Raw genomic sequence first — 19,796 nt, forward strand, 5'->3', positions numbered from 1 at the left:
CGAAATGTTCTGAGACAATTCGGCGCAAAACCATCGCGCCCGACGGCGATTGTCCCTACTGTTCTTGTTACCAAGTGCGCACCACCGCCCGGTCCGGCACGCCCTCACACCCCAGAGGAACTCCCCCATGCACAAACTCGTCTCGGTGGCTGCCGCCGCCGCGTTCGCCGTCTCCGTCACCGCCCCCGCAGTCGCCTCCGCCGCACCGGCACCCGCGTCGGCCTCGGTGGCCACCACCGACCTGCGCTCGAGCCTGCAGTCGTATCTGCAGACCGCGAAGCTGTCCGCTGCCGACAAGGCCACGGTGCAGGCGCTCATCGCGAAGTTGCCCGCCGGTTTCAGGCTGACCCCGAAGTCGTCGCTCACCAAGGCCGTGTCGCACGAGTGGACCGCCGCCCGCAATGGCGCCATCGACCCGAGCCAGTACGACTGCGACCCGAACACGCCGGTGAGCCGCTGGCTCGACAGCCGGCTGGCGACGGTCGACATGACCAACCTTCGGATGCTGAACAACCTCGGCGCGCTCGACATCCCGACCTACGCAAACCTGATCTTCGGTCAGCAGACCAAGAAGGCAAGCTTCGGCGTCACCGGAGCCCACACCAACGAACTCACCCGCACGATGCGCGACCTGCAGGGCTTCTGGGACATCAAGAGCGACGACATCGCGCTCATCCCGATGCACGGCGCGGCCGTCTTCCAAGACCGCAAGCTCGTGTCGCAAACGATGCAGCTGCTCTACGGCGTGCCGGCCGCGACGGGCGACCTCTACGCCGAGGTCTTCTCGATGCTGCTGGCTGCCGACCCGGCGCTGCGCGGCGGCGACCACCCGATCTTCACCTTCAACGCGTTCGCGTTCAGCGAGGCAGACGAGGCACCCGCGGACCGGTTGGGGATCAGCGATCGCATCATCATGGGTGACGGTGTGCTCGAGGGCATGGACGCAATCGGCCTGGGCCGCACCGCTCCTCGGTCGATCCTCGCGCACGAGTTCGGCCACCACGTGCAGTACGAGAAGGGCCTGTTCAACTCCCCGCTCACCGGCGCGGAGGCAGCCCGCCGCACCGAACTCATGGCCGACGGTTTCGGCGCCTATTTCATGACCCACAAGAAGGGTCAGGCGCTCAACAAGCACCTCGTGCTGCAGGACGCCGCGGCGTTCTCCAACGTCGGCGACTGCGCCTTCGACAACGACGGACACCACGGCACGCCGAACCAGCGTCTGCGCGCTGCGCAGCGGGCCGGCGACCTCGCGCTGGCGAGCAAGCCGGCCTCGAGCATCCTGCCGGCGATGTCGTTCGCCGCGCTGTTCGAGGCGAAGCTGCCGCAGCTCGTGGCGCCCGACGCGAAGTAGTCGACCTCAACACCGAAGGCCGCGGCGGACTCGAGTCCCTCGCGGCCTTCGCGTTGCAGAAAGGTGGATCGTCGTGTCTAGGACCACGACGATCCACCTTTGGACGCCGTCCGTGAACATCGTTTGTCCACAGGCTTGTTCACAGGTGTGGAGAAAACTACAACCATGTAGTTTTCCGGAATCGGTGAACCGGCTGCGCCGGTGAACACCCGCCGCAAGACTTGAACGAGGACCACCCTCGACGACGCACCCAGCGGCGGGATCGCCGAACTCCAGCGGATCAGCGAGGCCGTCGACCACCGTGCCCGACTGACCGCTCGCTTCATCGGGCTACTCTGAGTCGCCCCGCGGCGGTTCGGTTGTCCGGCAGGCGAATAGGTCAGCCGCGCCGGCGATCCACTCGTCGTAGAACGCGGGCATCTGCGAGGCCTTGCCGGTGAACTGTGCGGCTCGCTTCTCCAGGAAAGCCGCGACGCCCTCCTTACCGTCGCCGATGCTCGCGTGGAACATCGCGAGCGAATCGACACGGTGCGCGTCGGCCGGGTGCTCGTAGGCGCTGTTGCGGCGCACCATCTGACGGGTGAGGGCCACGGCGACCGGGGAACGTCCCTGCGTCCAGCGGTCGACGGTCTCGCGGGCGGCAGCGAGCAGGTCGTCGGGTTCGTACGCCTTCGCGGCGAGGCCGGCGGCCACGGTGGCCTCGGCGTCGAGGATCTCGGCGCTGAGCGCGAGGTCGATCGCCTTCGGCAGCCCGACGATCTGCGGCAGGAACCACGTCGATGCGGCCTCCGGCACGATGCCGAGTCGGCCGAACACCAGCCCGAATCGGGCCTTCGTCGACACAAGGCGGGCGTCCATCGCGAGGGTCATCGTCGCGCCGATGCCGACGGCGGCGCCGTTGATTGCGGCGACCACCGGCTTCTTGCAGTCGTGGATGGCGAGGGTGACGCGTCCACCGGTGTCGCGCACGCGCTCGATCGCGGGTGCATCGAGGTCGGCCATGTCGGTCAGGCCCGGCTGCTTCGTCTCGTCGAGCCCGAACACGTTGCCCTCGCTCGACAGGTCCATGCCCGCACAGAACGCGCGTCCGGCACCGGTGACGATCACGGCGCGCACCGAGTCGTCGTCGTTGACCTCGCGGAATGATCGCTCGAGCTCCTGCGCCATCGTCACGGTGAACGAGTTGAGCTGCTCGGGACGGTTCAGCGTGATGGTCAGGACGCCGTCGTCGACGGTGTGGTCGAGGGTTTCGTATGCCATGGATGTCTCCTTCAGCGCTGGACAGGGGCGAGTGCACCGAGCCGGCCGGTGATCGAAAGTCTGCTCTTTCGACGGTCGAGTGGTTCTGGTCCCTGGCGTCGTGCAGCAGGCTATCCCAGTGATCCGGTCGCCCTCCGGTGATCTCGACCCACGCACCAGGGCGCCGCTCGGCCCGTCAGGTCCAGGTTCGGTGAATGGCTGATTTCGAGGTCTGCGCCTCGACGTCCCGATCCATGCCCACGAACGCGCCGCGGCCTGGTTGGCCGAGCACGGCGAGACCGCGAAGCGGGAGTGGCCGGCCATGATTCTTCAGCGCATCTTGAGGGTGCAGATCGCGGTTGCTGCGTAAAAACGGTTCTCGCTCAGAGGAACTGCGCCGGGTCGAACTCGTCGATCGGGATGATCCGAACGCGCGGCAGCCGCTCCCGGAAGGCCAGCACGTCGTACTCGAGATCGAAGCTCTCCATGCCCTGCGCGGCGAGTTCGATGAAGCCGTTGTTGCGGAACTCGGTGAACCCGATGACGCCGAGCCGGCGACCGTCGAGCAGGTGCCTCATCTGCTCGACGAAGTCACCGTCGTTGCTGACGAGTAGCACATCGGCGTCGTGGTGGCGTAGCTCGTCGAGGGTGCGCTGGATCGCGATGTCGACGACCTTCTCCCCGCTCGACCCGCTGAGCGCGATGGGCCGGAAACCGATCGCCAGCAGGGCCTGCACGAAGGTCATCGGCAGTTCGTTGTTCGCGGCGAGGAAGAACAATCCGGTGGCGGGCTGCTGCCACTCCTCGCGCGCGAACTCCAGCACCCGCTCCCAGCGGGGGCGCTCCTCGGGGCGGGGCCGTCGGCCCATGATCGAGTTGCCCAGCGTGGCGTCGATGTTCTCGCCGTCGACCAGCACGTACGTCGTTCGTTGCTCCGCCATGAAGGCAGGCTAGTGGTGCCCGCGCACCGGTTCTCCGAATCGGGCTCCGCGTCGGCCTCCGGCCTGTCACCGTTGAGGGATGCGGGTGCTCTTCGCGTCGACAGCCAACGAGGGCCACTTCGGTCCCCTGCTCCCGCTCGTGCGCGCCTTCGCCGGGCTCGGCCACGAGGCACGGGTCGCTGCGCCGCAGTCGTTTGCCCGCTCACTGGCCGGCTTCGGCCTGGAGCACGAGCCGTTCGCCGACGTGCCGGGCGAGATCATCGGTCCCGTCATGGGCCGACTGCCGTCGGTCGCTCCCCTGGAGGCCGACACGATCGTGATCCAGGACGTGTTCGGTCGCCTAGCCGCACAGGCCGGGCTGCCCGGGGTCACCGAGATCATCGAGCGGTGGCGGCCCGACCTCGTGGTTCGCGAGACCGGCGAGTTGGCGTCGTTGGCAGCGGCCGAACGCGCGGGTGTTCCGCATGCACACATGTGCATCGGTATGCACGGCATGGCGTCGCACTTTCGCGCCCTGCTCGCCGAGCCACTGTCCGAGCTGAGCACGCTGGCCGGCCTCGACGCCGATCGGCTCGCGACGGCACTCGCCGACGAACCGACGTTCAGTGTGGTGCCGGAGCTGCTCGACTTCCCGGACGGTGGTGGGTCGGATGCGATTCGTCGCTTCCACGAGCCGCTGCCCACTGCCACGGCCGAGCGCTCGCCGGAGTGGGGTGACCTCGACCGGCCGCTCGTCTACGTCACCTTCGGCTCGGTGGCCGGGTCGATCCCGCCGTTCGCCGGCGTGTTCCGGGCCGCGCTCGACGCGCTTGCCGGCCTCGACGCGGCGGTCGTGATGACGGTCGGACGCGCGGTCGACCCGTCCGGGCTCGCACCCCTGCCCGCGAACGCCAAGGTCTTCAACTGGCTGCCGCAGGGCGACGTGCTCGCGCACGCGTCGGCGATGGTGGCGCACGGCGGGTTCGGCACGACGATGGGTGCGCTGGCCGCCGGCGTGCCCCAGTTGGCGGTGCCGCTGTTCACGTCCGACCAGGTGATGAACGGCGAGCATGTCGCCGCCGTCGGGGCTGGGCTCACGACACCGATGGGCATCGCCTCGCTCGCCGACGCGGCCGGCCAGGTGCGGCAACTGATGACCGATCCGACGCTCACCGACGGTGCCCGCCGGGTGGCGGCGGCGGTCCGTGAGCTACCCCCGCCGTCCGAGGCTGTGGACGAACTCGTCGCGTTGTGCGGGTGACCGGCCGCAGGTGAGGCCTGCGAGACTCGGCCCGGACGGGACCGACCGCCGACCTGGCCGACCGGGTGGCGCAGGTGACGGCGACCGAGGTGGGCGCTGCTGAACTCGACCTGGCGCGGCACACCGCCGAGTCACGCGGAACCGACAACATCGACTTCGCGGTGGCCGATGTGCACGCCCTCGACTTCGCCGACGCGACGTACGACGTCACGCACGCCCACCAGGTGCTGCAGCACGTGAGCGACTCGGTGCAGGCGCTGCGAGAGATGGGGCGCGTAACCAAGCCGGGCGGCATCGTGGCGGTGCGCGACAGCGACTACTCGGCGTTCGCGTGGTGGCCACGGGTGCCCGAACTCGACGAATGGATGGAGCTCTACCAGGCAGAGGCACGAGCCAACGGCGGCGAACCCGACGCGGGTCGGCGACTGCTGTCGTGGGCGCAACAGGCGGGGTTCGACGACGTCACACCGGGTTCGAGTACGTGGTGCTACGCCACCCCGACGACCGCCGATGATGGGGAGGGTTGTGGGCCGACCGCATCCTCGAGTCAGCGATGGCACGCCAGGTGGTCGACTCCGGCCTGGCCACCCGCGATGACCTGCACCGAATCAGCCAGGGATGGCAGCGCTGGGCGGCCGCCGAAGACGGCTGGTTCTCACTGCTGCACGGCGAGATCCTCTGCCGCGCAAGGTGACTCCTGCCGTCGGCCGCGGCCTGCCACACCAACATCCCAGGGGCCGCCGCCGAAGCTTTGCTCGAGGCTCATCGTGCCGATCTCGCGATCCAGGCCGACGAGTCGGTCGACTTCAAGCAGGCGCGGGTTGACCCGGTGACGGGCCACGTCTTCTGCCTGTCCGAAGGTCTGAGCAAAGAAGCGGTGCAGCGCATTCATCAGCGCGCGGAGCACCCGTGCGACGAGCTTCACGAGATCACCGTCACTGCATGATCGTCCCGTCGCGCAGCTGCGCGGGTTATCGAGATCCGCGCAGCTCATGACGCGCGCAGATCTCGATAGCCCGCGCGCCGTCTTGCCCTCGCATCATCATCCGACCGAACGCAGGTACTTCCCGAAGTGGGGCACCGTGAACGCGACGCGTCCGCGCTCGTTGGAGTAGACAAGACCCTTCTTCAGCAGCGCATCCCTTGCCGGAGAAAGCGATTGGGGCTTGCGACCGAGCACGTCGGCGACGTCGGAAGTGAGCACCGAGCCCACGTCGTCCTTCTCGGCGTCGGGCAGGCGGCCGCCGGCTTCGGCCATCGCACGCAGGTACTCCCGCTCCCCCGGCGTGGCGCGTTCGTAGCGTGACCCGAAGAAGCCGACGGCGAGCTCGGCTTCGGCCTGCGGGGCGGCAACGTGCACGTCGGCGGCGGTGATCGGCGACTTCGGCGCGAGCTCCCACACCACTTGGCCGTACGCCTGGATGAAGTACGGGTAACCGCCGGTCACCTCGTACATCGCGTCGAGGGCCGCGGGCTCGAACTCCGCATCCTCCTCCTTCGCCGGCCCCTGCAGCGCGCGTTCGGCGGCCTCGCGCGGCAACCGGTCGATGCGGGCGTACTTGAACAGCCGCTCCGAGTAGGACTTCGACGCCGACAGCACGGCGGGAAGGTGCGGCAGACCCGCGCCGACGACGATCACCGGCAGCCCCGTCTGGCTGATCTCGTGGCACGCCGCGCACAGGGCGGAAACATCCTCGGGGTGCAGGTCTTGCATCTCGTCGATGAAGATGCCGATGCCGCGCCCCATGTCGGCGGCCAATCCGCCTGCGTCCGAGAGAAGTTCGACGAGGTCGATCTCGATGTCGCCGGAGTCGGCCCGACCGCTCACCGCCGGCGCGTCGATGCCCGGGTTCCACTTGTCGCGCAGCTTCGCGTTCGGCGCGGCGTCACGCTGCGCGAACGCCTTGATCACGCCGAGCACATGGTCGACGTCGTCGCTCTGCGGGTGGCCGAGCTCGCGCACCGCCTGGTGCAGAGCGCTCGACAGCGGACGCCGCAACCGCTGATCGGGCCGTGCCTCGAACTTGCCGGTGCCCCACTTCGCCCGCACCGCCTCCGAACGAAGCGCGTTGAGCAACACCGTTTTTCCGACACCGCGCAGTCCGGTGAGCACGATCGAGCGCTCCGGGCGCCCGCGCGAGATGCGCTGAATGACGATCTTGAACTGCTCGAGCTGCTCGTCGCGGCCGGCCAACTCCGGCGGACGCTGGCCGGCGCCGGGTGCGTACGGGTTGCGGATCGGGTCCATGCGAGGAATGTATGCGCATCTCTACCGACGGCCAGATATTTCGCTAGTGAGTTGAGGCGATTGGTCTCGATCAGACAATCTCGCACTCTCTAGCATTCGGAAAATAGATGCCTAGCCAGCCACATCGACCGCCGGCGACACCCCGGCCGCCCAGCCAAAGGCGTCCCCGGCGTGCACCCTTACAATGCGCCGGTTTGTTCGCATCGTGGATGTGAGCCTTGACACGTTACTGGCGAGTAGGAGACCTTTCCGGGCAGCCGGCAGACCCCCTGCTGCCGCCCAACAGGAAGTCTTGCCATGTCCAAGCGCACCCTGTCCGTCAGTGCCACAGTCACGGCCACCCTCGCCCTCTCGCTCTGCCTGCCGCAAGACGCAGACGCAGCAACCGACCCGGTCGGACCGACCCAGCTGTCTTTCCCCGCCGCCCTCGCATGGTCGGCCTTGTCCCCCAACGCCGTAGCGCCCGGCATGAACGACTGGAACTGCAAGCCGTCCGCCGCGCACCCGCGGCCGGTCGTGCTGGTGCACGGCACCTGGGCCAACCGCTACGACTCGTTCGCGCTCATCTCGCCGGAGCTCAAGCGCGCCGGCTACTGCGTCTTCGGCCTCAACTACGGCGATGAGAACGACTCGGTCGCGGGCAAACTGCCCGGCGTCTACGCAACTGCCGCGATCAAGCCGTCCGGCGCCGAGATCTCGCAGTTCGTCGACCAGGTGCTCGGCAGCACGGGTGCGGCGCAGGTCGACATGGTCGGCTGGTCGCAGGGTGGCATCGCGGCCCGCTCCTACCTGCAGTTCTACGGCGGCGCCAACGCCTCGAATCCCGCCGCCAACAAGGTGAAGAACCTCATCCAGTACGGCGCGACCAACCACGGCACCACCCTCAGTGGTCTGGCGACGCTCGCCGATCAGCTCGGCATCCTCAACCTCACGCCGGCCGCACTCGGCCAAGCCGCCGTCGACCAGACCATCGACACGCCGTTCCAGCAGGAGCTCAACGCCAACGGCGACACCGTGCCCGGCGTCGACTACACGGTGATCGGCACGAAGTACGACGAGGTCACCACGCCGTACACCCGCACTTTCCTCACCGCCGGACCTGGCGCGACGGTCAACAACATCACCCTGCAGGACGGCTGCGCGGTCGACCTCAGCGACCACCTGTCGATGATCTACTCGTGGCGCCTGATCGGGCTCACCAAGAAGGCGCTCGACCCCGCCGGCAACGCCTCTGTGCCCTGCCTGCCCAACCTTCCCGTCGTCTGACGCCCTGACTGCAGACTGATCCGGTCGCCGCCTCGGACGGCGACCGGATTAGATGTCGGGGTGACCACGATCCACACCGCCCACCTCACGCTGCGCCCCATCACCGACGCCGACGTCACCGACGAACGCATCATCGGCTGGCACACCGATCCGGCCGGGTACGAGCTCATGTCGGAGGCGCCGCGCACCCGCGACGACGCGGTCGAGGCACTGCAGACCTGGCGGGAGGCGTGGGACGCCGACGGCATCAGTTACTGGATCGCCGAGCACGAGGGCACGCCGGTCGGCATCGGCGGGGTGCGCGCGATGAACTACCAGAGCCACCCGCACCTCAACCTCTACTACCGGCTCGACCCGCAGTCGTGGCGCCGCGGCTTCGGCAGCGAAATTGCCTGTGCGGCAACGGCATACGCGCAGGAGTTCTATGCGGCGGGACCGGTCGTCACCCGCATCGCACCGGCCAACGAGCCGTCCCTGCGCATCGCCGAGCGCGCCGGAATGGAAGACCTCGGCCCATTCCGGATGCCCCAAGACCCGGAGCACCTTCCCGACAACCTGCTCTTCGAGTCGCCCACCGCGCGGCTCGGCATCGGCGAGGCCTACGACGAGGTGCTCGACCTGTGGTGCCGGGTGAACGCGGCCGGTGGAGCGGTCGGCTGGGAGGGCGACGCACCGCGGGACGAGGTGGCGCGGGTGCTCGAAGGACACCTGGCTGCCGCCGGCAGCACCCTCGTCCGCCTGCACGCACCCACCCACGACACCTGGGACGACCCGGACGCCGTGGGCGACCTGCTCGGGTTCGGTTTCGTGCAGCGGGGCACGTGGTTCTCGACCGAGCACCGCGCCACCCTGCTGCGCGTGATGACCGACCCCGCCGACCGCGGCCGCAACTACGGACGCATCCTGATGGGCGCGCTGCACGGCACCGCCCGGCGCGACGGCGCGGAGATCTGCGAGATCTCCTACCGCGGCGGCACCGGGCTGGAGCGGTTCTATCAGCAGTTCGGCTACGTCGAGACCGGACGCGTGGCCGGCGGGTTGCGGTTCAGCTGGGGCGAAGAGGACGACGTGGCGATGGCTCGGTCACTGGTTTCGACCCCGTGACCTCGCACGAAGTCGAATCTGACGCGGGTTGCGACGTCGAATCGCCCGATACGCCGGAGTAACTCGCTCCTGACGCGACTTGGTGCCAGCGCCGCGCCACCCGGGCGGGCGATCGATGCAGCCCTCTACCAGAATCTAGCGCATCAATTAGAAAACGCTAGCGAGCCACATCGAGGCGTCAGCGCTCCACCACGAACAGCCGCATCGCGAGGTTGTAGTAGCGATCGGTCAGACCCTCATTGCGCATCCCGAGCCGTGCGGTCACCCGCTGCGACGGGAGGTTCTGCGGGTGGGTCACCGCGACGATCCGAGGCAGCGCCGACGCGTGCTCGAGCACCCGGGTCGCCGCCTCGGTGTGGGCATGGTCCGATCCTGTCAGCGCGCGGTCGCCGTCCGCATCCGGTTGACTGGCCGCGCCAGTGCTCGGCGATCAGTCGAGCCGGCTCACCAGGAAGCGGCCTGTCGGATTGGCGATGAGGTCTTGCGAACCGACCAACTGGATCTCGCGGGTGCCCGCGTTGTGGGTGGTCTCCATGATTCCGAAGACCGAGTCGGCGGTGGCCGCGAGCGCCTCGTCGGCCGACTCGGTGAGCAGGTGCGCCAGGAAGATCGCGGCGGTCGCGTCGCCCGCGCCCACGACGTACATCGGCAGCAGCGGCGTGGTGACGATCCACGCGCCCTCGCCGTTCACGACGGCGAGCTGCACCGAGTCGGCCGGCGTCTCGTCGGTCTGCACCGAGGTGACCAGCACGGTTTCGGGTCCGCGCTCGCGGATGGCGCGGGCCGCGTCGAGCAACTCGGCGACGGTGTGGATCTCGCGTTCGCCGGTGAGGTACTGCAGCTCCCACTGGTTCGGGGTGACGACGTCGGCGGCGGCAATCACCTTGTCGCGCATGAACTCCGGGATGCCGGGGCGCACGAAGAACCCGCGTCCGACATCGCCCATCACCGGGTCGGCGCAGTAGATCGCCTTCGGGTTGGCCTCCTTGACCCGCGCGACCGCGTCGAGGATGACGTCGCCGATCGTGTCGGCACCCATGTAGCCCGACAACACCGCGTCGCAGTCGGGCAGCACGCCGCGCTCCTCGATGCCGGTGATGACGTCGCGCACGGTCTCCGGCTCGAACACCGGGCCGCGCCACTCGCCGTAGCCGGTGTGGTTGGAGAAGTGCACCGTGTAGACCGGCCAGACCTCGTGCCCCAACCGCTGCAAGGGGAAGACGGCGGAGGAGTTGCCCGCGTGACCGTAGGCGACCGAGCTCTGGATCGACAGGATCTTCATTCCGGTGATGGTAGTGAGGCGGACACCCGCGCTGCAGGTCACGCCTCCCCGAACGGGTCGGTTCGCGGAAATCCGGCACTTCTGACGCGGCCCTCGGTCGAGTCGCAGCGCGGGTGTCCGCCCGGCCCGTCGGACCCGTCCGCCGGCCCGCTTGCCTACGCTTGCCCCATGAGCGAAGAACTCCAGCCGAAGTCCATCGCCGACGACGCCGTCGTGCTCGACGTGCGCGAGCAGGACGAGTGGGACGCCGGCCACGCGCCGAACGCCGTCCACATCCCGCTCGGTGAGGTGCCGCAGCGTCTCGACGAGCTCCCCGAGGGCGACCCGCTGCCGGTGATCTGCCGGTCGGGCAACCGCTCGGGCCGCGCCGTCGCCTGGCTCAAGGCCCAGGGTTTCGACGTCGCCAACGTGTCCGGTGGCATGAAGCAGTGGGCGTTCGAGGGCAAGCCGGTCGTCAGCGAACACAACGTCGAGCCGACGGTCATCTGAGTCCTGAAACCGCAGACGCTGCAGTTGCCGGCACCCGCTGCTGTTGCAGCCGCAGCGTCTGCGGGTAAGCGCAGCGTTTGCGGAAGAAGGATCAGCGGACCGGCAGATCGACTACTTGAGCAGACGCGACATCCGGCGGTCAGCGAGCGGTTTGCCGCCGGTCTGACAGGTCGCGCAGTACTGCATCGACCGGTCGGCGAACGACACCTCGCGCACCACATCGCCGCACTCCGGGCACTTCTCGCCGGTGCGACCGTGCACCCGCATGCCGGCCCGCTTGGCGTCCTTGAGTTCGGCGGCGGGCTTGCCGGCGGACGCTTCGACGGCCGACGTCAACGTCTCGCGCAGCGCCGTGTAGAGCCGCGAAACCGCCTCGTCGTCAAGCGAATCCGACTTCGCGTAGGGCGACAGCTTCGCGACGTTCAGCACCTCGTCGGAGTAGGCATTGCCCACACCGGCGATCACCGACTGGTCACGCAGCACCCCCTTGATCTGGGCGCGGCGGCCGCGCAACAGATCGGTGAACTTCTCCAGGGTGAAGTCGTCGGCGAGCGGGTCGGGGCCGAGCGAGGCGATCTGCGGGATCTCGGTCGTCGGGTCTTTGACGATGTAGGCAGCGAGCCGCTTCTGGGTGCCCTGCTCGGTGAGGTCGAACGCGGAGCCGTCGTCGAACGACACCCGCAGCGCGATCGGCGACTTGCCGCCCGGCCGCAACCGGGTGGCCGGCGCCTTGTCGTACCACCGCAGCCACCCGGCACGAGACAGGTGGAACACGAGGTGCAGGCCGTCGACGTCGAGGTCGATCCACTTGCCGAAGCGCCGGAGGTCGGTGACGAACAGCCCGCAAAGTGCCTGCGGGGCAGGCGAATAGGTCTTCAACACACTGAACGACGCCAACTCCACGTCGGCCACGGCCACGCCGCTCACCCGCGTGCGCAGGAAGCCGGCGAGCGCCTCCACCTCGGGTAGCTCAGGCATGGCTCACACCCGTGTCGAGCGTGCGCAGCGCGGCCAACTGTTGGAACAACGCGTAGCCGTCGGCGCCCTCCACCTTGAAGGTGGGCGACTCGCGTCCGTCGTCGCGCGAGAGCGGGTGGCCGTGCGAGAGCACCTGCTGGGCGACGGTGAGCTGGCGGATCGCGATGGCCCGCACCCGGCCCGGCTGCTCCGCCGCGAACTCGTCGTAGATCTCCGGGTCGTGCTGCCCGTCGTCGCCCACGAGCAACCACTTGATGTTCGGGAGTTCGGCTGCCAGACGGCGCAATTGGGAGCGCTTGTGCTCGCGTCCGCTGCGGAACGCGGCCGTCTCGGTGGCGCCCCAGTCGGTCATCAGCAGCGCGCCACCGGGGAAGCCGTGCCGCTGCAGGAAGCGGTTGATGATCGGCTGGGTGTTCCAGGCGCCGGTCGACAGGTAGATCACCGGCGAGCCCGGATTGTGCGCCAGCAGCGACCGGTAGAGCGCCGACATGCCGGGCACCACGCGGCGAGCCGTCTCGGGAAGAACGAAAGTGTTGTAGGCGGCGAGCACCATGCGCGGAAGCGAGGTGACCAGGCAGGTGTCGTCGATGTCGCTGATGATGCCGAAGCCGACGTCGTCGCCGATCACCTGGATCGGGGCGCGCGCCTCGACCCCCGCGCAGCGCACGATCGCGTGGTGCCAGCCGGGCGCGAGCCCGTGCCCGGTCAGGTCGACGTCGAAGTAGCCGCCGCGGTCGGAGCTGACCTTCGCCGTCGCCGCGCCGAAAGTGATCTCGACCGGCAGTCCCGTCTGCGGCGCCGCGAGGAACACCCGGATGCCGCGCAACACCGTCGCGTGCATCGCGTCGATCGGTTGCTCGGCGGCGTCGGGCCGCGACAAGACGATGCGTCCCATGGCGCGCGCCGAACGGGTGCTGCCGTAGCCGGAGTAGGTGAGCACCCGCGTGCGGAAACCACGCCAGGACAGCGTGCGGGCGAGAGCGCCGTTGAAGGCGTCCTCGGCACGTGCGGCGGGGTGCATCGGGCCCATGGGTGTCAGCCTAGGCGACCCGCTCTGCCTAGGCTGAACACGTGGTGAACGGCAGCCGAGGACCGAGCAGGCGCACGTTCGTCGCCGCGTCCGTCGTGACCGTGGCCGGGGCCGGCGGGGTGCTCGGCTACCAGGCCTGGCCGCGCACCACCTACCCGCGGCGGGTGCCGCTCTATTCCGCCACCGTCGCGATGGGTCCGTCGCCCGAGGGCGAACCCGAGCCCGGCACCGACCGCACGCTCATCCGCCCCGACCAGTTGAGCCTGCTCGTGCCGCAGAGCCGGGTGGTGCAGGCCGCGCCGAATGTCGAGCTGCTGCTCGCCCGCGAGCGGGCGATGTTGGCCGCCGCGCCGGAGTGGACGCGCGCGCCCCGTTTCGCCGACGCGGCCCGGTCGGCGCTGCTCGACCTGCACGTGCTCGCCGACGGGCTGCCGAGCCCGGTGGCGGCGTGGACGCCGTACTGGAGGTTCAGTTGGCCGCGCGACTGTGCGTTCGTCGCCGTCGCCCAGGCCCTCACCGGTCAGTACGACGCGGCGCTCAAGGTGTTGCGCTTCCTGCAAACCGCCCAGGCTGCGGACGGGTGGTTCGAGGCGCGATACGTGCCCGGCACCGACCGCTCCCCCGACTCGCGCCCCCGCCAACTGGACGGCTGTGGCTGGGCGCTGTGGGCGTGCGACCGGGTGCGCGCCCAGCTTCCGGCCTCGCGTGTCGGCGAGTTGGCCGACCTCGCCCAACTCGTCGAGCGCAGCACCGACCGCATCGTCGAGGCCGTTTCGACGCCGTCCGGGCTGCCGCCGGCGACGCCCGACTACTGGGAGGTCAGCGAACGGTCGCCCACCCTCGCGACCTGCGCGATGCTCGCCGCCGGACTCGAATCGGCGGTGCGGCTGCTCTCGGGCATCGGCCGGCCCGCCGACCGCGTCGCCGACGCGCTCACCCGGCTCGACCGGACGATCCAGCGGGCGTACGGCCGGTACGGCTTCCCGCGGCATCCCGGGCGCAGCGACCCCGACATCGGGGCGGCCTTCCTGCTGCCGCCCTTCCGCGACGCCGTCAACGAGCCGGCGCTGCAGCGGCTCATCGAGATCCTGCCGCGCCTCGGTCGGCCCGCGGGCGGCCTGGCGCCGGGCGTCACCTGGCACCAGGACGGCATCAGCTGGACTCCCGAAACCGCCACTGTGGCAGCGGTGTTCGCGCGCACCGGGCAGGTGCAGCGGGCCGCCGACCTGGTCGACTGGCTGGCCAAGCACCGCACCGTCGCCGGTTCCTACCCGGAAAAGGTGCTCGAAACCGGTGACGCCGCCGCGGTCGCACCCTTGGCCTGGACCGCGGCGGCAACCTTGCTCGCCGTCGAGGGACTGGGCGGCGCGCTCAGATGAAGCTGGGGACCGCCGTCCAGGCCTCGCCGGGGTCGGACGCGTCGTCGCGCACGACCTGGGCCTCGATGAGGCCGTAAGGGCGATCGGCGGCAATGAAGACCTCACCCTTGTTCTCGATGCCGAAGCGGTCGAGGTCGTAGAGGAAGTGGTGCTTGTTGGGAGCCGAGAAGCGGATCTCGTCGATCTCCGAGTGGGCCTCGAGCACGGCCTTGCCCATCGCGTGCAGCGTCTCCTGCAACGCCCGCGAGTAGGTGGTGGCGAACGCCGCGAGGCAGAGCTTCTTGACGTCCTCGTAGACCTCGTCGAAGTTGATGCCGTCGGTCTTGTTGTAGCGCCAGCGGGCGGTGAGGCTGGTCGCCATGATGCGGTCGTCGGCCTCCTCGAGCGTGGTGAACTCGTCCTTGAGGAAGCCCTTGAACTCCGAGCCGGTCGACTTCAGGACGGTGAGGTCCTCGAGGCCGGAGACGACCGACACCCGCTGGTCGTCGCCGCGTCCGTCGACGGTGATGATCGCGGTGCGGGTCTCGGTGCCGCGGCGCACGAACGAGTGGTCGTGCCCCTCGCCGTCGACCTGGATGCGATCCCAGGCGTACTCCTCGATGCGGATCTGCGAACCGGTCGCCTTCGGGGCGGCGGTCAGGAAGTGGGTGCCGAGCGCGATGCCGTACTGCTCCGGCGACTCGACGCCGACCTTCTTCGCGAACGCGAACGAGGTGTTCTTCTGGGTGTCGGTCGGCAGGACGTCGGCTTGGTCGCCCTCGAGGTGCGCGGCGGTGAAGTCGCCTCGCAGCGAGGTCGATACGTTGAGGTCACGGATCGAGTGGCGATCGGTGTCGCGATAGATCCGGACGACGCGGTTCTCCGCCTTGCCGTACTGGTTGACTCCGAGGGAGATGCTCATCGGTTGCTCCTTGGGCCGCGCCCTCCGCGGCCAGGGCACGATTGCTGTTTCAGGGTGACGTCACATTTCGCTACGCGAAATTCAAATACCGACTGATGAAAAGGTACGAGCGGGTGTGTTCCCTGTCAAGGGTTCGCACCCGCCCCTATCCACGCTGCCAAGAGCGTCAGCTCCGGCCGGCCGGCCGGCCGGCCGGCCGGCGCGGTCAGCGGGCGTCGGCCGCGATCTGCCGCAACAGCTCGTTGGCCCGCACCAGCACCTCGCGGTCCTGTGGCGACAGCGCGGCCAACACCGGCGCAATCACGTCGGTGCGGGCCTGCCGCACCTCCTGCAGCACCCCGCGCCCCGCGTCGGTGAGCGCGATCCGGCTGGCGCGGGCGTCGTCCTCGTCGGGCGTGCGCACGAGCAGCCCCTGCTCCTCGAGCTTCTTCACCTGGGCGGTCATCGTCGGCTGACTGCAGTGGTCGGCCGCGGCGAGTTCGCCGATGCGGGCGTCCTCGTTCGCCTCGACCAGGCCCAGCAGCCGGGCCTGTGCCGACGAGATCGGCAGCACGGAGTGCTTGGTGGCCCACCGGTTGAATTTCGCGACCGCGGAAAGCAATTGGGCCCCCAACTCGTTGCTGCTCGGTGCACTCACCCCTGGGCCTCCGCGGTGTCGGCCGCCGCCGGAGCACCGGCGGCAGCGCCGTCGGCATCGCGCAGTTCACGTTTGAGGATCTTGCCGGTCGCACCCTTGGGCAGCTCGTCGATGAAGCGCACGTGCCGCGGGTACTTGTAGGCGGCGACCCGCTCCTTGGCGAAGTCCTTGACCTCGTCCTCGGTCAGCTGCGAGCCGGGCGTGCGCACGACGCAGGCGACGACCTCCTCGCCGTAGTGCTCGTGCGGCACACCGATCACGGCGACCTCGGCGATCTCGGGGTGCTCGTACAGCGCTTCCTCGACCTCGCGCGGGTAGACGTTGTAACCGCCGCGGATGATCATGTCCTTGCTGCGGTCGACGATGAAGAAGTAGCCCTCGTCGTCGACACGGGCGAGGTCGCCGGAGAAGAACCAGCCGTCGCGGATCGCGTCGGCGGTGGCGTCCGGACGGTTCCAGTAGCCCTTCATCAGCAGGTGGCCGCGGATCGCGATCTCACCGATCTCGCCCTCGGGGCTGTCTGACCCGTCGCTCTGGGCGAGCCGCATCTCGACGCCTTCCAACGGCGTGCCGATCGACCCCGGCTTGCGCTCGCGGTCGGGGTGGTTGAACGAGGCGACCGGGGAGGTCTCGGACAGGCCGTAACCCTCGAGCACCATGCAGCCGAACCGCTGCTCGAACCTCTTCATCACCTCGACCGGCATCGCCGAACCGCCACTGGCGCACAGCCGCAGCGTCGACAGGTCGAACTCGCGGTCGCCGGCGGCGGCCAGCAGCGCCTGGAACATCGTCGGCACGCCCTCGAAGATCGTGACGTGCTGCTGCTCCATCGCCTCCAGCACGGCGTTCGGCTCGAACCGCGGCACGAGCACGAGCGTGGCGCCGCGGGCGACCGCGGTGTTGAGGCTGCAGGTCAGACCGAAGACGTGGAAGAGCGGCAGGCAGCCCATGATGATGTCGTCGGACGTGATGCTCATCAGCGTGCGAGCGACCACTTCCTGGTTCTTGTCCAGGGAGAAGTGGGTCAGCTCGGCGCCCTTCGGACGACCGGTGGTGCCCGAGGTGTAGAGGATGACGGCGGTGTCGTCGTCGGCGCGGTCGACCAGCTCGGTCGACGGCTCGAACTCGGCGACCGTAGCGCGCAGACCCTGCGGCATCGGCACCTCGACGAACGGGACGTCGGCGTGCTCGGCACCTGCGGCGGCGTCGCCGGCCATGCCGAACAGGATCGAGGCACCGGAGTCGGTCAGGTAGTACTCGACCTCGCGCGGACGGAACAGCGGGTTCATCGGCACGACCGCCGCGCCCACCTGCAGCGCCCCGTAGAAGATCACCGGGAAGTCGAAGACGTTCGGCAGCGACATCGCGACGCGGTCACCGGGGCCGACGCCACGCTCGGTGAGCATCGTCGCGACCCGTCCGGCGGCGTCGGCGAGCTCGGCATAGGTCATCGAGTGCTCGCCGAGACGGAGGGCGACCTGATCAGGGTTCGCGGTGGCAGTGTTGCGCAGGTTGGTGGCCAGATTCGTCATGGTCCGAGCGTAGTTCTACTGCCGCGTACAGACGAGGGGTAGGTTGTCGAATTCTCCCAGGCGGCTCCCAGGATGAGGGGTCGCCGTGGCGGGCTAGAGCCAGGAGACGTGATCCTTGAGCAGCGCGTAGCCGACGAACGCCACGATGTCGAGGATCGCGTGCGCGATCACCAACGGCATCACCCGTCGGGTGCGTCGGTAGACGAGTCCGAACACCAGCCCCATCACGATGTTGCCGACCATCCCGCCGAACCCCTGATACAGGTGGTAGGTGCCGCGGATGACCGCCGAGGTCATCAGCACCTGCACCCACGACCATCCGGCCTGGGTCCAGCGGGTGAACAGGTAGCCGATCATCACGACTTCCTCCAGCACCCCGTTCTGGATCGCGGCGAGCACCAGCACGGGCAGCGTCCACCAATGGTCACCGAGGCCGGACGTCGCGAGGCTGGTGTTGGCGCCGAGGGCTCGAGTGGCCAGGTAGAACAGCAGGCCGGGAATGCCGATGCCGGCGGCCAGCACCGCGCCGAGGGCGAGGTCGTGGCCTTTGCGCCGTCCGTCGAACCCGAGCCAGGTGGTCGCCGATTTCATCTCCCGGCCCAGCAGGTGGATCACCAGCAGCACCGGCACGACACCGAGCCCGACGCCGACCAGTTGATAGAGCAGGTCGAGCCATGACGCGCTCGCCTGGCTGCGGTTCATCGTGGTCGTCTGCTTGTTGAGCGCGACGTCGGTCGACAGGCTGCGCATGATCGACAGCACCGAGTAGATCGCCGAGGCGCCCAGGCTGAGCAGCAGCACCAGCGCCGTCTCGGTCTGCAGCGACCGCCGCCGCAGCGGTGTCACCGGGACGTCGTAGGCAGGCAGGCGGACAGGCAGACGCATCAGCGCTGGTCGGCGTCCCAGTGTGCGAATCCCGCTGCGGCAGCTGATTGCTCGTCGCGGAACCAGACGTCGGCAGCGACCTCGTCGTGCGACGGGCTGCCGGCCGGGAAGAAGGTCATCGTGCGCCCGCTGGCTTTCACCGGGTAGCCCTCGGGGGCGCTGCCGTCGGGGTTCGCGGACGCCGCGCCCTCGCCGAAGAGCGCGACCGCCGGGTCGGGTGCTGCCGACCGCCGGGCGGGCGGTTCGTCGGATCGGGGGGCGCTGTCGCCCGGGCGTACGGCGGCGTACCGGGACGGCGGTGCCCCCGCCGACTGCTCGGCCGGCTCAGGCTGATCAGCCCGCTCAGCCTGCTCGGCCTGCGCAACGGTGAAGGTCTGCCCCGGCTCCCAGTTGCTCACCTCGACGTCGTCGACGTCGAAGTGCCGCCGGCGGCGGGTGCCGCCGGCGGCCACCGCGACGGGTGCACCGGACGACGCAACCGGGGCCTTCTGGTCGGCCGCGTCGGCGACGACCGTGTCATCAGGCAGGTCATCAGCCGCGTCATCAGCCGTCTCGTCGACCGCCGCGCCGTCCTTCGTGCGCCGCGACTCCTGCGCGAGCGCGGCGCGGCGACGGGCGCGTTCGCCGACCGGCTCGGCCGCGGGCGGCGTCTTCGTTCGACGCGGGCCGCGCGGGGCACGCTCACTTCGGGCGACGCGGGTGGGCCCGAGCATCGCGTAGAAGGTGATCGCGAAGCCGAGCAGCGCGCTGATCAGCACCCACAGCCACACGTGCGGGAACAGCCAGGTCATGCGTCTTCCCCCGCCTCGTCGGTCGGCGCCGCGGGCTCACCGGCGGAGGCGACGACCTCGTTCTCGTGCGGGTACAACATCACCGCGAGCAGCCAGGCCGCGAGCGCGCCGACGGCGAACCCGACGAGGCACCAGGCGATGGTCTGGATCGTCAGCCAGGTCACTGCGCGCTCCCCTGCACGTCGACCGTGCGCACCCCGGGCATCTTCGCGATGGCGTCCCGCGCCGGAGCAGCGTCGGCCCCAGCGGGGGTGCGCAGCGTCGCGTCCCGACCGTCGAAGGTCACCGTGGCGTCGCCGACCCCCACGCCCTGCAGCACCTGCTGGGCGCGTTTGGTGAGGTCGTCCTGGATCGCACCCTTGCTCGCCTGGGCTCCGACGAACCCGAAGATCAACGGGATGCCGAACAACGCGGCGATCCACCACGGCGCCGGGGTGCGGCGCACGCGCGCGCCGGTTGTCGATGTCACTTCGTGCTGCTCCTGTTCGGATCGGGCCGTC

At 69.3% G+C, this 19,796-nt stretch carries 22 protein-coding genes; 8 read left to right on the forward strand and 14 right to left on the reverse strand.

All coding sequences use genetic code 11. From position 1 onward, the window contains the following. Positions 1 to 127: 127 nt before the first annotated feature. Entirely contained in the window at positions 128 to 1,354 is a 1,227-nt protein-coding gene (locus tag DFJ65_RS01985) for a hypothetical protein (RefSeq protein ID WP_115921572.1), read from the forward strand. Positions 1,355 to 1,684: 330 nt separating this feature from the next. Here the strand turns inward: DFJ65_RS01985 and DFJ65_RS01990 are convergent, their stop codons facing one another. Both DFJ65_RS01990 and DFJ65_RS01995 read right to left on the reverse strand, forming a co-directional pair. Next, on the reverse strand, positions 1,685 to 2,614 hold the full coding sequence (locus DFJ65_RS01990; protein WP_115921573.1) for a crotonase/enoyl-CoA hydratase family protein: 930 nt from the start codon (positions 2,612 to 2,614) through the stop codon (positions 1,685 to 1,687). A 362-nt stretch (positions 2,615 to 2,976) separates the two neighbouring features. Then, on the reverse strand, positions 2,977 to 3,534 hold the full coding sequence (locus DFJ65_RS01995; protein WP_115921574.1) for an NYN domain-containing protein: 558 nt from the start codon (positions 3,532 to 3,534) through the stop codon (positions 2,977 to 2,979). A gap of 79 nt (positions 3,535 to 3,613) precedes the next feature. Here DFJ65_RS01995 and DFJ65_RS02000 point away from each other — a divergent pair, with 79 nt between their 5' ends. The 3 genes from DFJ65_RS02000 to DFJ65_RS18415 all read left to right on the forward strand — a co-directional run bounded on the left by DFJ65_RS02000 (position 3,614) and on the right by DFJ65_RS18415 (position 5,720). Beyond that, entirely contained in the window at positions 3,614 to 4,774 is a 1,161-nt protein-coding gene (locus DFJ65_RS02000; protein WP_115921575.1) for a glycosyltransferase, read from the forward strand. Positions 4,775 to 4,863: 89 nt separating this feature from the next. After that, entirely contained in the window at positions 4,864 to 5,607 is a 744-nt protein-coding gene (locus DFJ65_RS18410) for a class I SAM-dependent methyltransferase (RefSeq protein ID WP_425453011.1), read from the forward strand. Then, positions 5,526 to 5,720: a nickel-binding protein gene (locus DFJ65_RS18415; protein WP_211308343.1), complete on the forward strand. Its 195-nt coding sequence runs from the start codon at positions 5,526 to 5,528 to the stop codon at positions 5,718 to 5,720. The genes DFJ65_RS18410 and DFJ65_RS18415 overlap by 82 nt, the downstream gene beginning before the upstream one ends. A 96-nt stretch (positions 5,721 to 5,816) precedes the next feature. Here the strand turns inward: DFJ65_RS18415 and DFJ65_RS02015 are convergent, their stop codons facing one another. Continuing rightward, positions 5,817 to 7,022 (reverse strand): ATP-binding protein, encoded by a 1,206-nt coding sequence (locus DFJ65_RS02015; protein WP_115921577.1) that lies wholly within the window; start codon positions 7,020 to 7,022, stop codon positions 5,817 to 5,819. Positions 7,023 to 7,319: 297 nt separating this feature from the next. Here DFJ65_RS02015 and DFJ65_RS02020 point away from each other — a divergent pair, with 297 nt between their 5' ends. Together DFJ65_RS02020 and DFJ65_RS02025 are read left to right on the forward strand one after the other, a co-directional pair. Next, positions 7,320 to 8,288: an esterase/lipase family protein gene (locus tag DFJ65_RS02020; RefSeq protein WP_115921578.1), complete on the forward strand. Its 969-nt coding sequence runs from the start codon at positions 7,320 to 7,322 to the stop codon at positions 8,286 to 8,288. Between the two features lie 60 nt (positions 8,289 to 8,348). Then, a complete protein-coding gene (locus DFJ65_RS02025) occupies positions 8,349 to 9,392 on the forward strand; it encodes a GNAT family N-acetyltransferase (RefSeq protein WP_115921579.1) in 1,044 nt (347 codons plus the stop codon). 178 nt (positions 9,393 to 9,570) lie between these two features. Here DFJ65_RS02025 and DFJ65_RS02030 read toward each other — a convergent pair whose 3' ends face one another. Both DFJ65_RS02030 and pdxY read right to left on the reverse strand, forming a co-directional pair. After that, positions 9,571 to 9,771, reverse strand: coding sequence for a GNAT family N-acetyltransferase (locus tag DFJ65_RS02030; protein ID WP_342767532.1), 201 nt, complete (start codon positions 9,769 to 9,771; stop codon positions 9,571 to 9,573). Positions 9,772 to 9,822: 51 nt separating this feature from the next. Beyond that, positions 9,823 to 10,674 (reverse strand): pyridoxal kinase PdxY, encoded by an 852-nt coding sequence (gene pdxY, locus DFJ65_RS02035; protein ID WP_115924049.1) that lies wholly within the window; start codon positions 10,672 to 10,674, stop codon positions 9,823 to 9,825. A gap of 168 nt (positions 10,675 to 10,842) precedes the next feature. On the opposite strand from pdxY, the gene DFJ65_RS02040 reads away from it, so the two are divergent. Further along, the gene (locus DFJ65_RS02040; protein ID WP_115921581.1) at positions 10,843 to 11,163 is read left to right on the forward strand and encodes a rhodanese-like domain-containing protein; all 321 of its coding nucleotides are present in this window, start codon (positions 10,843 to 10,845) and stop codon (positions 11,161 to 11,163) included. A 111-nt stretch (positions 11,164 to 11,274) separates the two neighbouring features. On the opposite strand, the gene DFJ65_RS02045 is transcribed toward DFJ65_RS02040, so the two are convergent. Next, positions 11,275 to 12,141 (reverse strand): Fpg/Nei family DNA glycosylase, encoded by an 867-nt coding sequence (locus DFJ65_RS02045; RefSeq protein ID WP_115921582.1) that lies wholly within the window; start codon positions 12,139 to 12,141, stop codon positions 11,275 to 11,277. After that, entirely contained in the window at positions 12,134 to 13,171 is a 1,038-nt protein-coding gene (locus DFJ65_RS02050; RefSeq protein WP_115921583.1) for an App1 family protein phosphatidate phosphatase, read from the reverse strand. Before DFJ65_RS02050 ends, DFJ65_RS02045 begins: the two co-directional genes overlap by 8 nt. Positions 13,172 to 13,212: 41 nt before the next feature. Here DFJ65_RS02050 and DFJ65_RS02055 point away from each other — a divergent pair, with 41 nt between their 5' ends. Continuing rightward, on the forward strand, positions 13,213 to 14,550 hold the full coding sequence (locus DFJ65_RS02055; RefSeq protein WP_115921584.1) for a glycoside hydrolase family 15 protein: 1,338 nt from the start codon (positions 13,213 to 13,215) through the stop codon (positions 14,548 to 14,550). On the opposite strand, the gene pucL is transcribed toward DFJ65_RS02055, so the two are convergent. The 7 genes from pucL to DFJ65_RS02085 all read right to left on the reverse strand — a co-directional run bounded on the left by pucL (position 14,543) and on the right by DFJ65_RS02085 (position 19,765). Then, on the reverse strand, positions 14,543 to 15,451 hold the full coding sequence (gene pucL / locus DFJ65_RS02060; RefSeq protein ID WP_115921585.1) for a factor-independent urate hydroxylase: 909 nt from the start codon (positions 15,449 to 15,451) through the stop codon (positions 14,543 to 14,545). The genes DFJ65_RS02055 and pucL overlap by 8 nt on opposite strands. A 205-nt stretch (positions 15,452 to 15,656) precedes the next feature. After that, entirely contained in the window at positions 15,657 to 16,088 is a 432-nt protein-coding gene (locus DFJ65_RS02065) for a MarR family winged helix-turn-helix transcriptional regulator (RefSeq protein WP_115921586.1), read from the reverse strand. Then, positions 16,085 to 17,620 carry a long-chain-fatty-acid--CoA ligase gene (locus tag DFJ65_RS02070; RefSeq protein WP_115921587.1) on the reverse strand — a complete coding sequence of 512 codons (1,536 nt, stop codon included), beginning with the start codon at positions 17,618 to 17,620 and terminating at the stop codon, positions 16,085 to 16,087. The genes DFJ65_RS02065 and DFJ65_RS02070 overlap by 4 nt, the downstream gene beginning before the upstream one ends. A 93-nt stretch (positions 17,621 to 17,713) precedes the next feature. Continuing rightward, the gene (locus tag DFJ65_RS02075; protein WP_115921588.1) at positions 17,714 to 18,505 is read right to left on the reverse strand and encodes a CPBP family intramembrane glutamic endopeptidase; all 792 of its coding nucleotides are present in this window, start codon (positions 18,503 to 18,505) and stop codon (positions 17,714 to 17,716) included. Next, entirely contained in the window at positions 18,505 to 19,296 is a 792-nt protein-coding gene (locus DFJ65_RS02080) for a sunset domain-containing protein (RefSeq protein WP_115921589.1), read from the reverse strand. Before DFJ65_RS02080 ends, DFJ65_RS02075 begins: the two co-directional genes overlap by 1 nt. Next, a complete protein-coding gene (locus DFJ65_RS17310; RefSeq protein WP_170143958.1) occupies positions 19,293 to 19,460 on the reverse strand; it encodes a hypothetical protein in 168 nt (55 codons plus the stop codon). The genes DFJ65_RS02080 and DFJ65_RS17310 overlap by 4 nt, the downstream gene beginning before the upstream one ends. Next, positions 19,457 to 19,765: a hypothetical protein gene (locus DFJ65_RS02085; protein WP_147301278.1), complete on the reverse strand. Its 309-nt coding sequence runs from the start codon at positions 19,763 to 19,765 to the stop codon at positions 19,457 to 19,459. The genes DFJ65_RS17310 and DFJ65_RS02085 overlap by 4 nt, the downstream gene beginning before the upstream one ends. Positions 19,766 to 19,796: the final 31 nt, after the last annotated feature.

The sequence above is a fragment of the Calidifontibacter indicus genome (assembly GCF_003386865.1).
Taxonomy (GTDB): domain Bacteria; phylum Actinomycetota; class Actinomycetes; order Actinomycetales; family Dermatophilaceae; genus Yimella; species Yimella indica.

Bases quoted from the DNA above. Each gene is read 5' to 3' on its own strand.
- DFJ65_RS01985 (WP_115921572.1), top strand. From the start codon at position 128: ATGCACAAACTCGTCTCGGTGGCTGCCGCCGCCGCGTTCGCCGTCTCC.
- DFJ65_RS01990 (WP_115921573.1), bottom strand. From the start codon at position 2,614: ATGGCATACGAAACCCTCGACCACACCGTCGACGACGGCGTCCTGACC.
- DFJ65_RS01995 (WP_115921574.1), bottom strand. From the start codon at position 3,534: ATGGCGGAGCAACGAACGACGTACGTGCTGGTCGACGGCGAGAACATC.
- DFJ65_RS02000 (WP_115921575.1), top strand. From the start codon at position 3,614: ATGCGGGTGCTCTTCGCGTCGACAGCCAACGAGGGCCACTTCGGTCCC.
- DFJ65_RS02015 (WP_115921577.1), bottom strand. From the start codon at position 7,022: ATGGACCCGATCCGCAACCCGTACGCACCCGGCGCCGGCCAGCGTCCG.
- DFJ65_RS02020 (WP_115921578.1), top strand. From the start codon at position 7,320: ATGTCCAAGCGCACCCTGTCCGTCAGTGCCACAGTCACGGCCACCCTC.
- pdxY (WP_115924049.1), bottom strand. From the start codon at position 10,674: ATGAAGATCCTGTCGATCCAGAGCTCGGTCGCCTACGGTCACGCGGGC.
- DFJ65_RS02040 (WP_115921581.1), top strand. From the start codon at position 10,843: ATGAGCGAAGAACTCCAGCCGAAGTCCATCGCCGACGACGCCGTCGTG.
- DFJ65_RS02045 (WP_115921582.1), bottom strand. From the start codon at position 12,141: ATGCCTGAGCTACCCGAGGTGGAGGCGCTCGCCGGCTTCCTGCGCACG.
- DFJ65_RS02050 (WP_115921583.1), bottom strand. From the start codon at position 13,171: ATGGGCCCGATGCACCCCGCCGCACGTGCCGAGGACGCCTTCAACGGC.
- pucL (WP_115921585.1), bottom strand. From the start codon at position 15,451: ATGAGCATCTCCCTCGGAGTCAACCAGTACGGCAAGGCGGAGAACCGC.
- DFJ65_RS02070 (WP_115921587.1), bottom strand. From the start codon at position 17,620: ATGACGAATCTGGCCACCAACCTGCGCAACACTGCCACCGCGAACCCT.
- DFJ65_RS02075 (WP_115921588.1), bottom strand. From the start codon at position 18,505: ATGCGTCTGCCTGTCCGCCTGCCTGCCTACGACGTCCCGGTGACACCG.
- DFJ65_RS02080 (WP_115921589.1), bottom strand. From the start codon at position 19,296: ATGACCTGGCTGTTCCCGCACGTGTGGCTGTGGGTGCTGATCAGCGCG.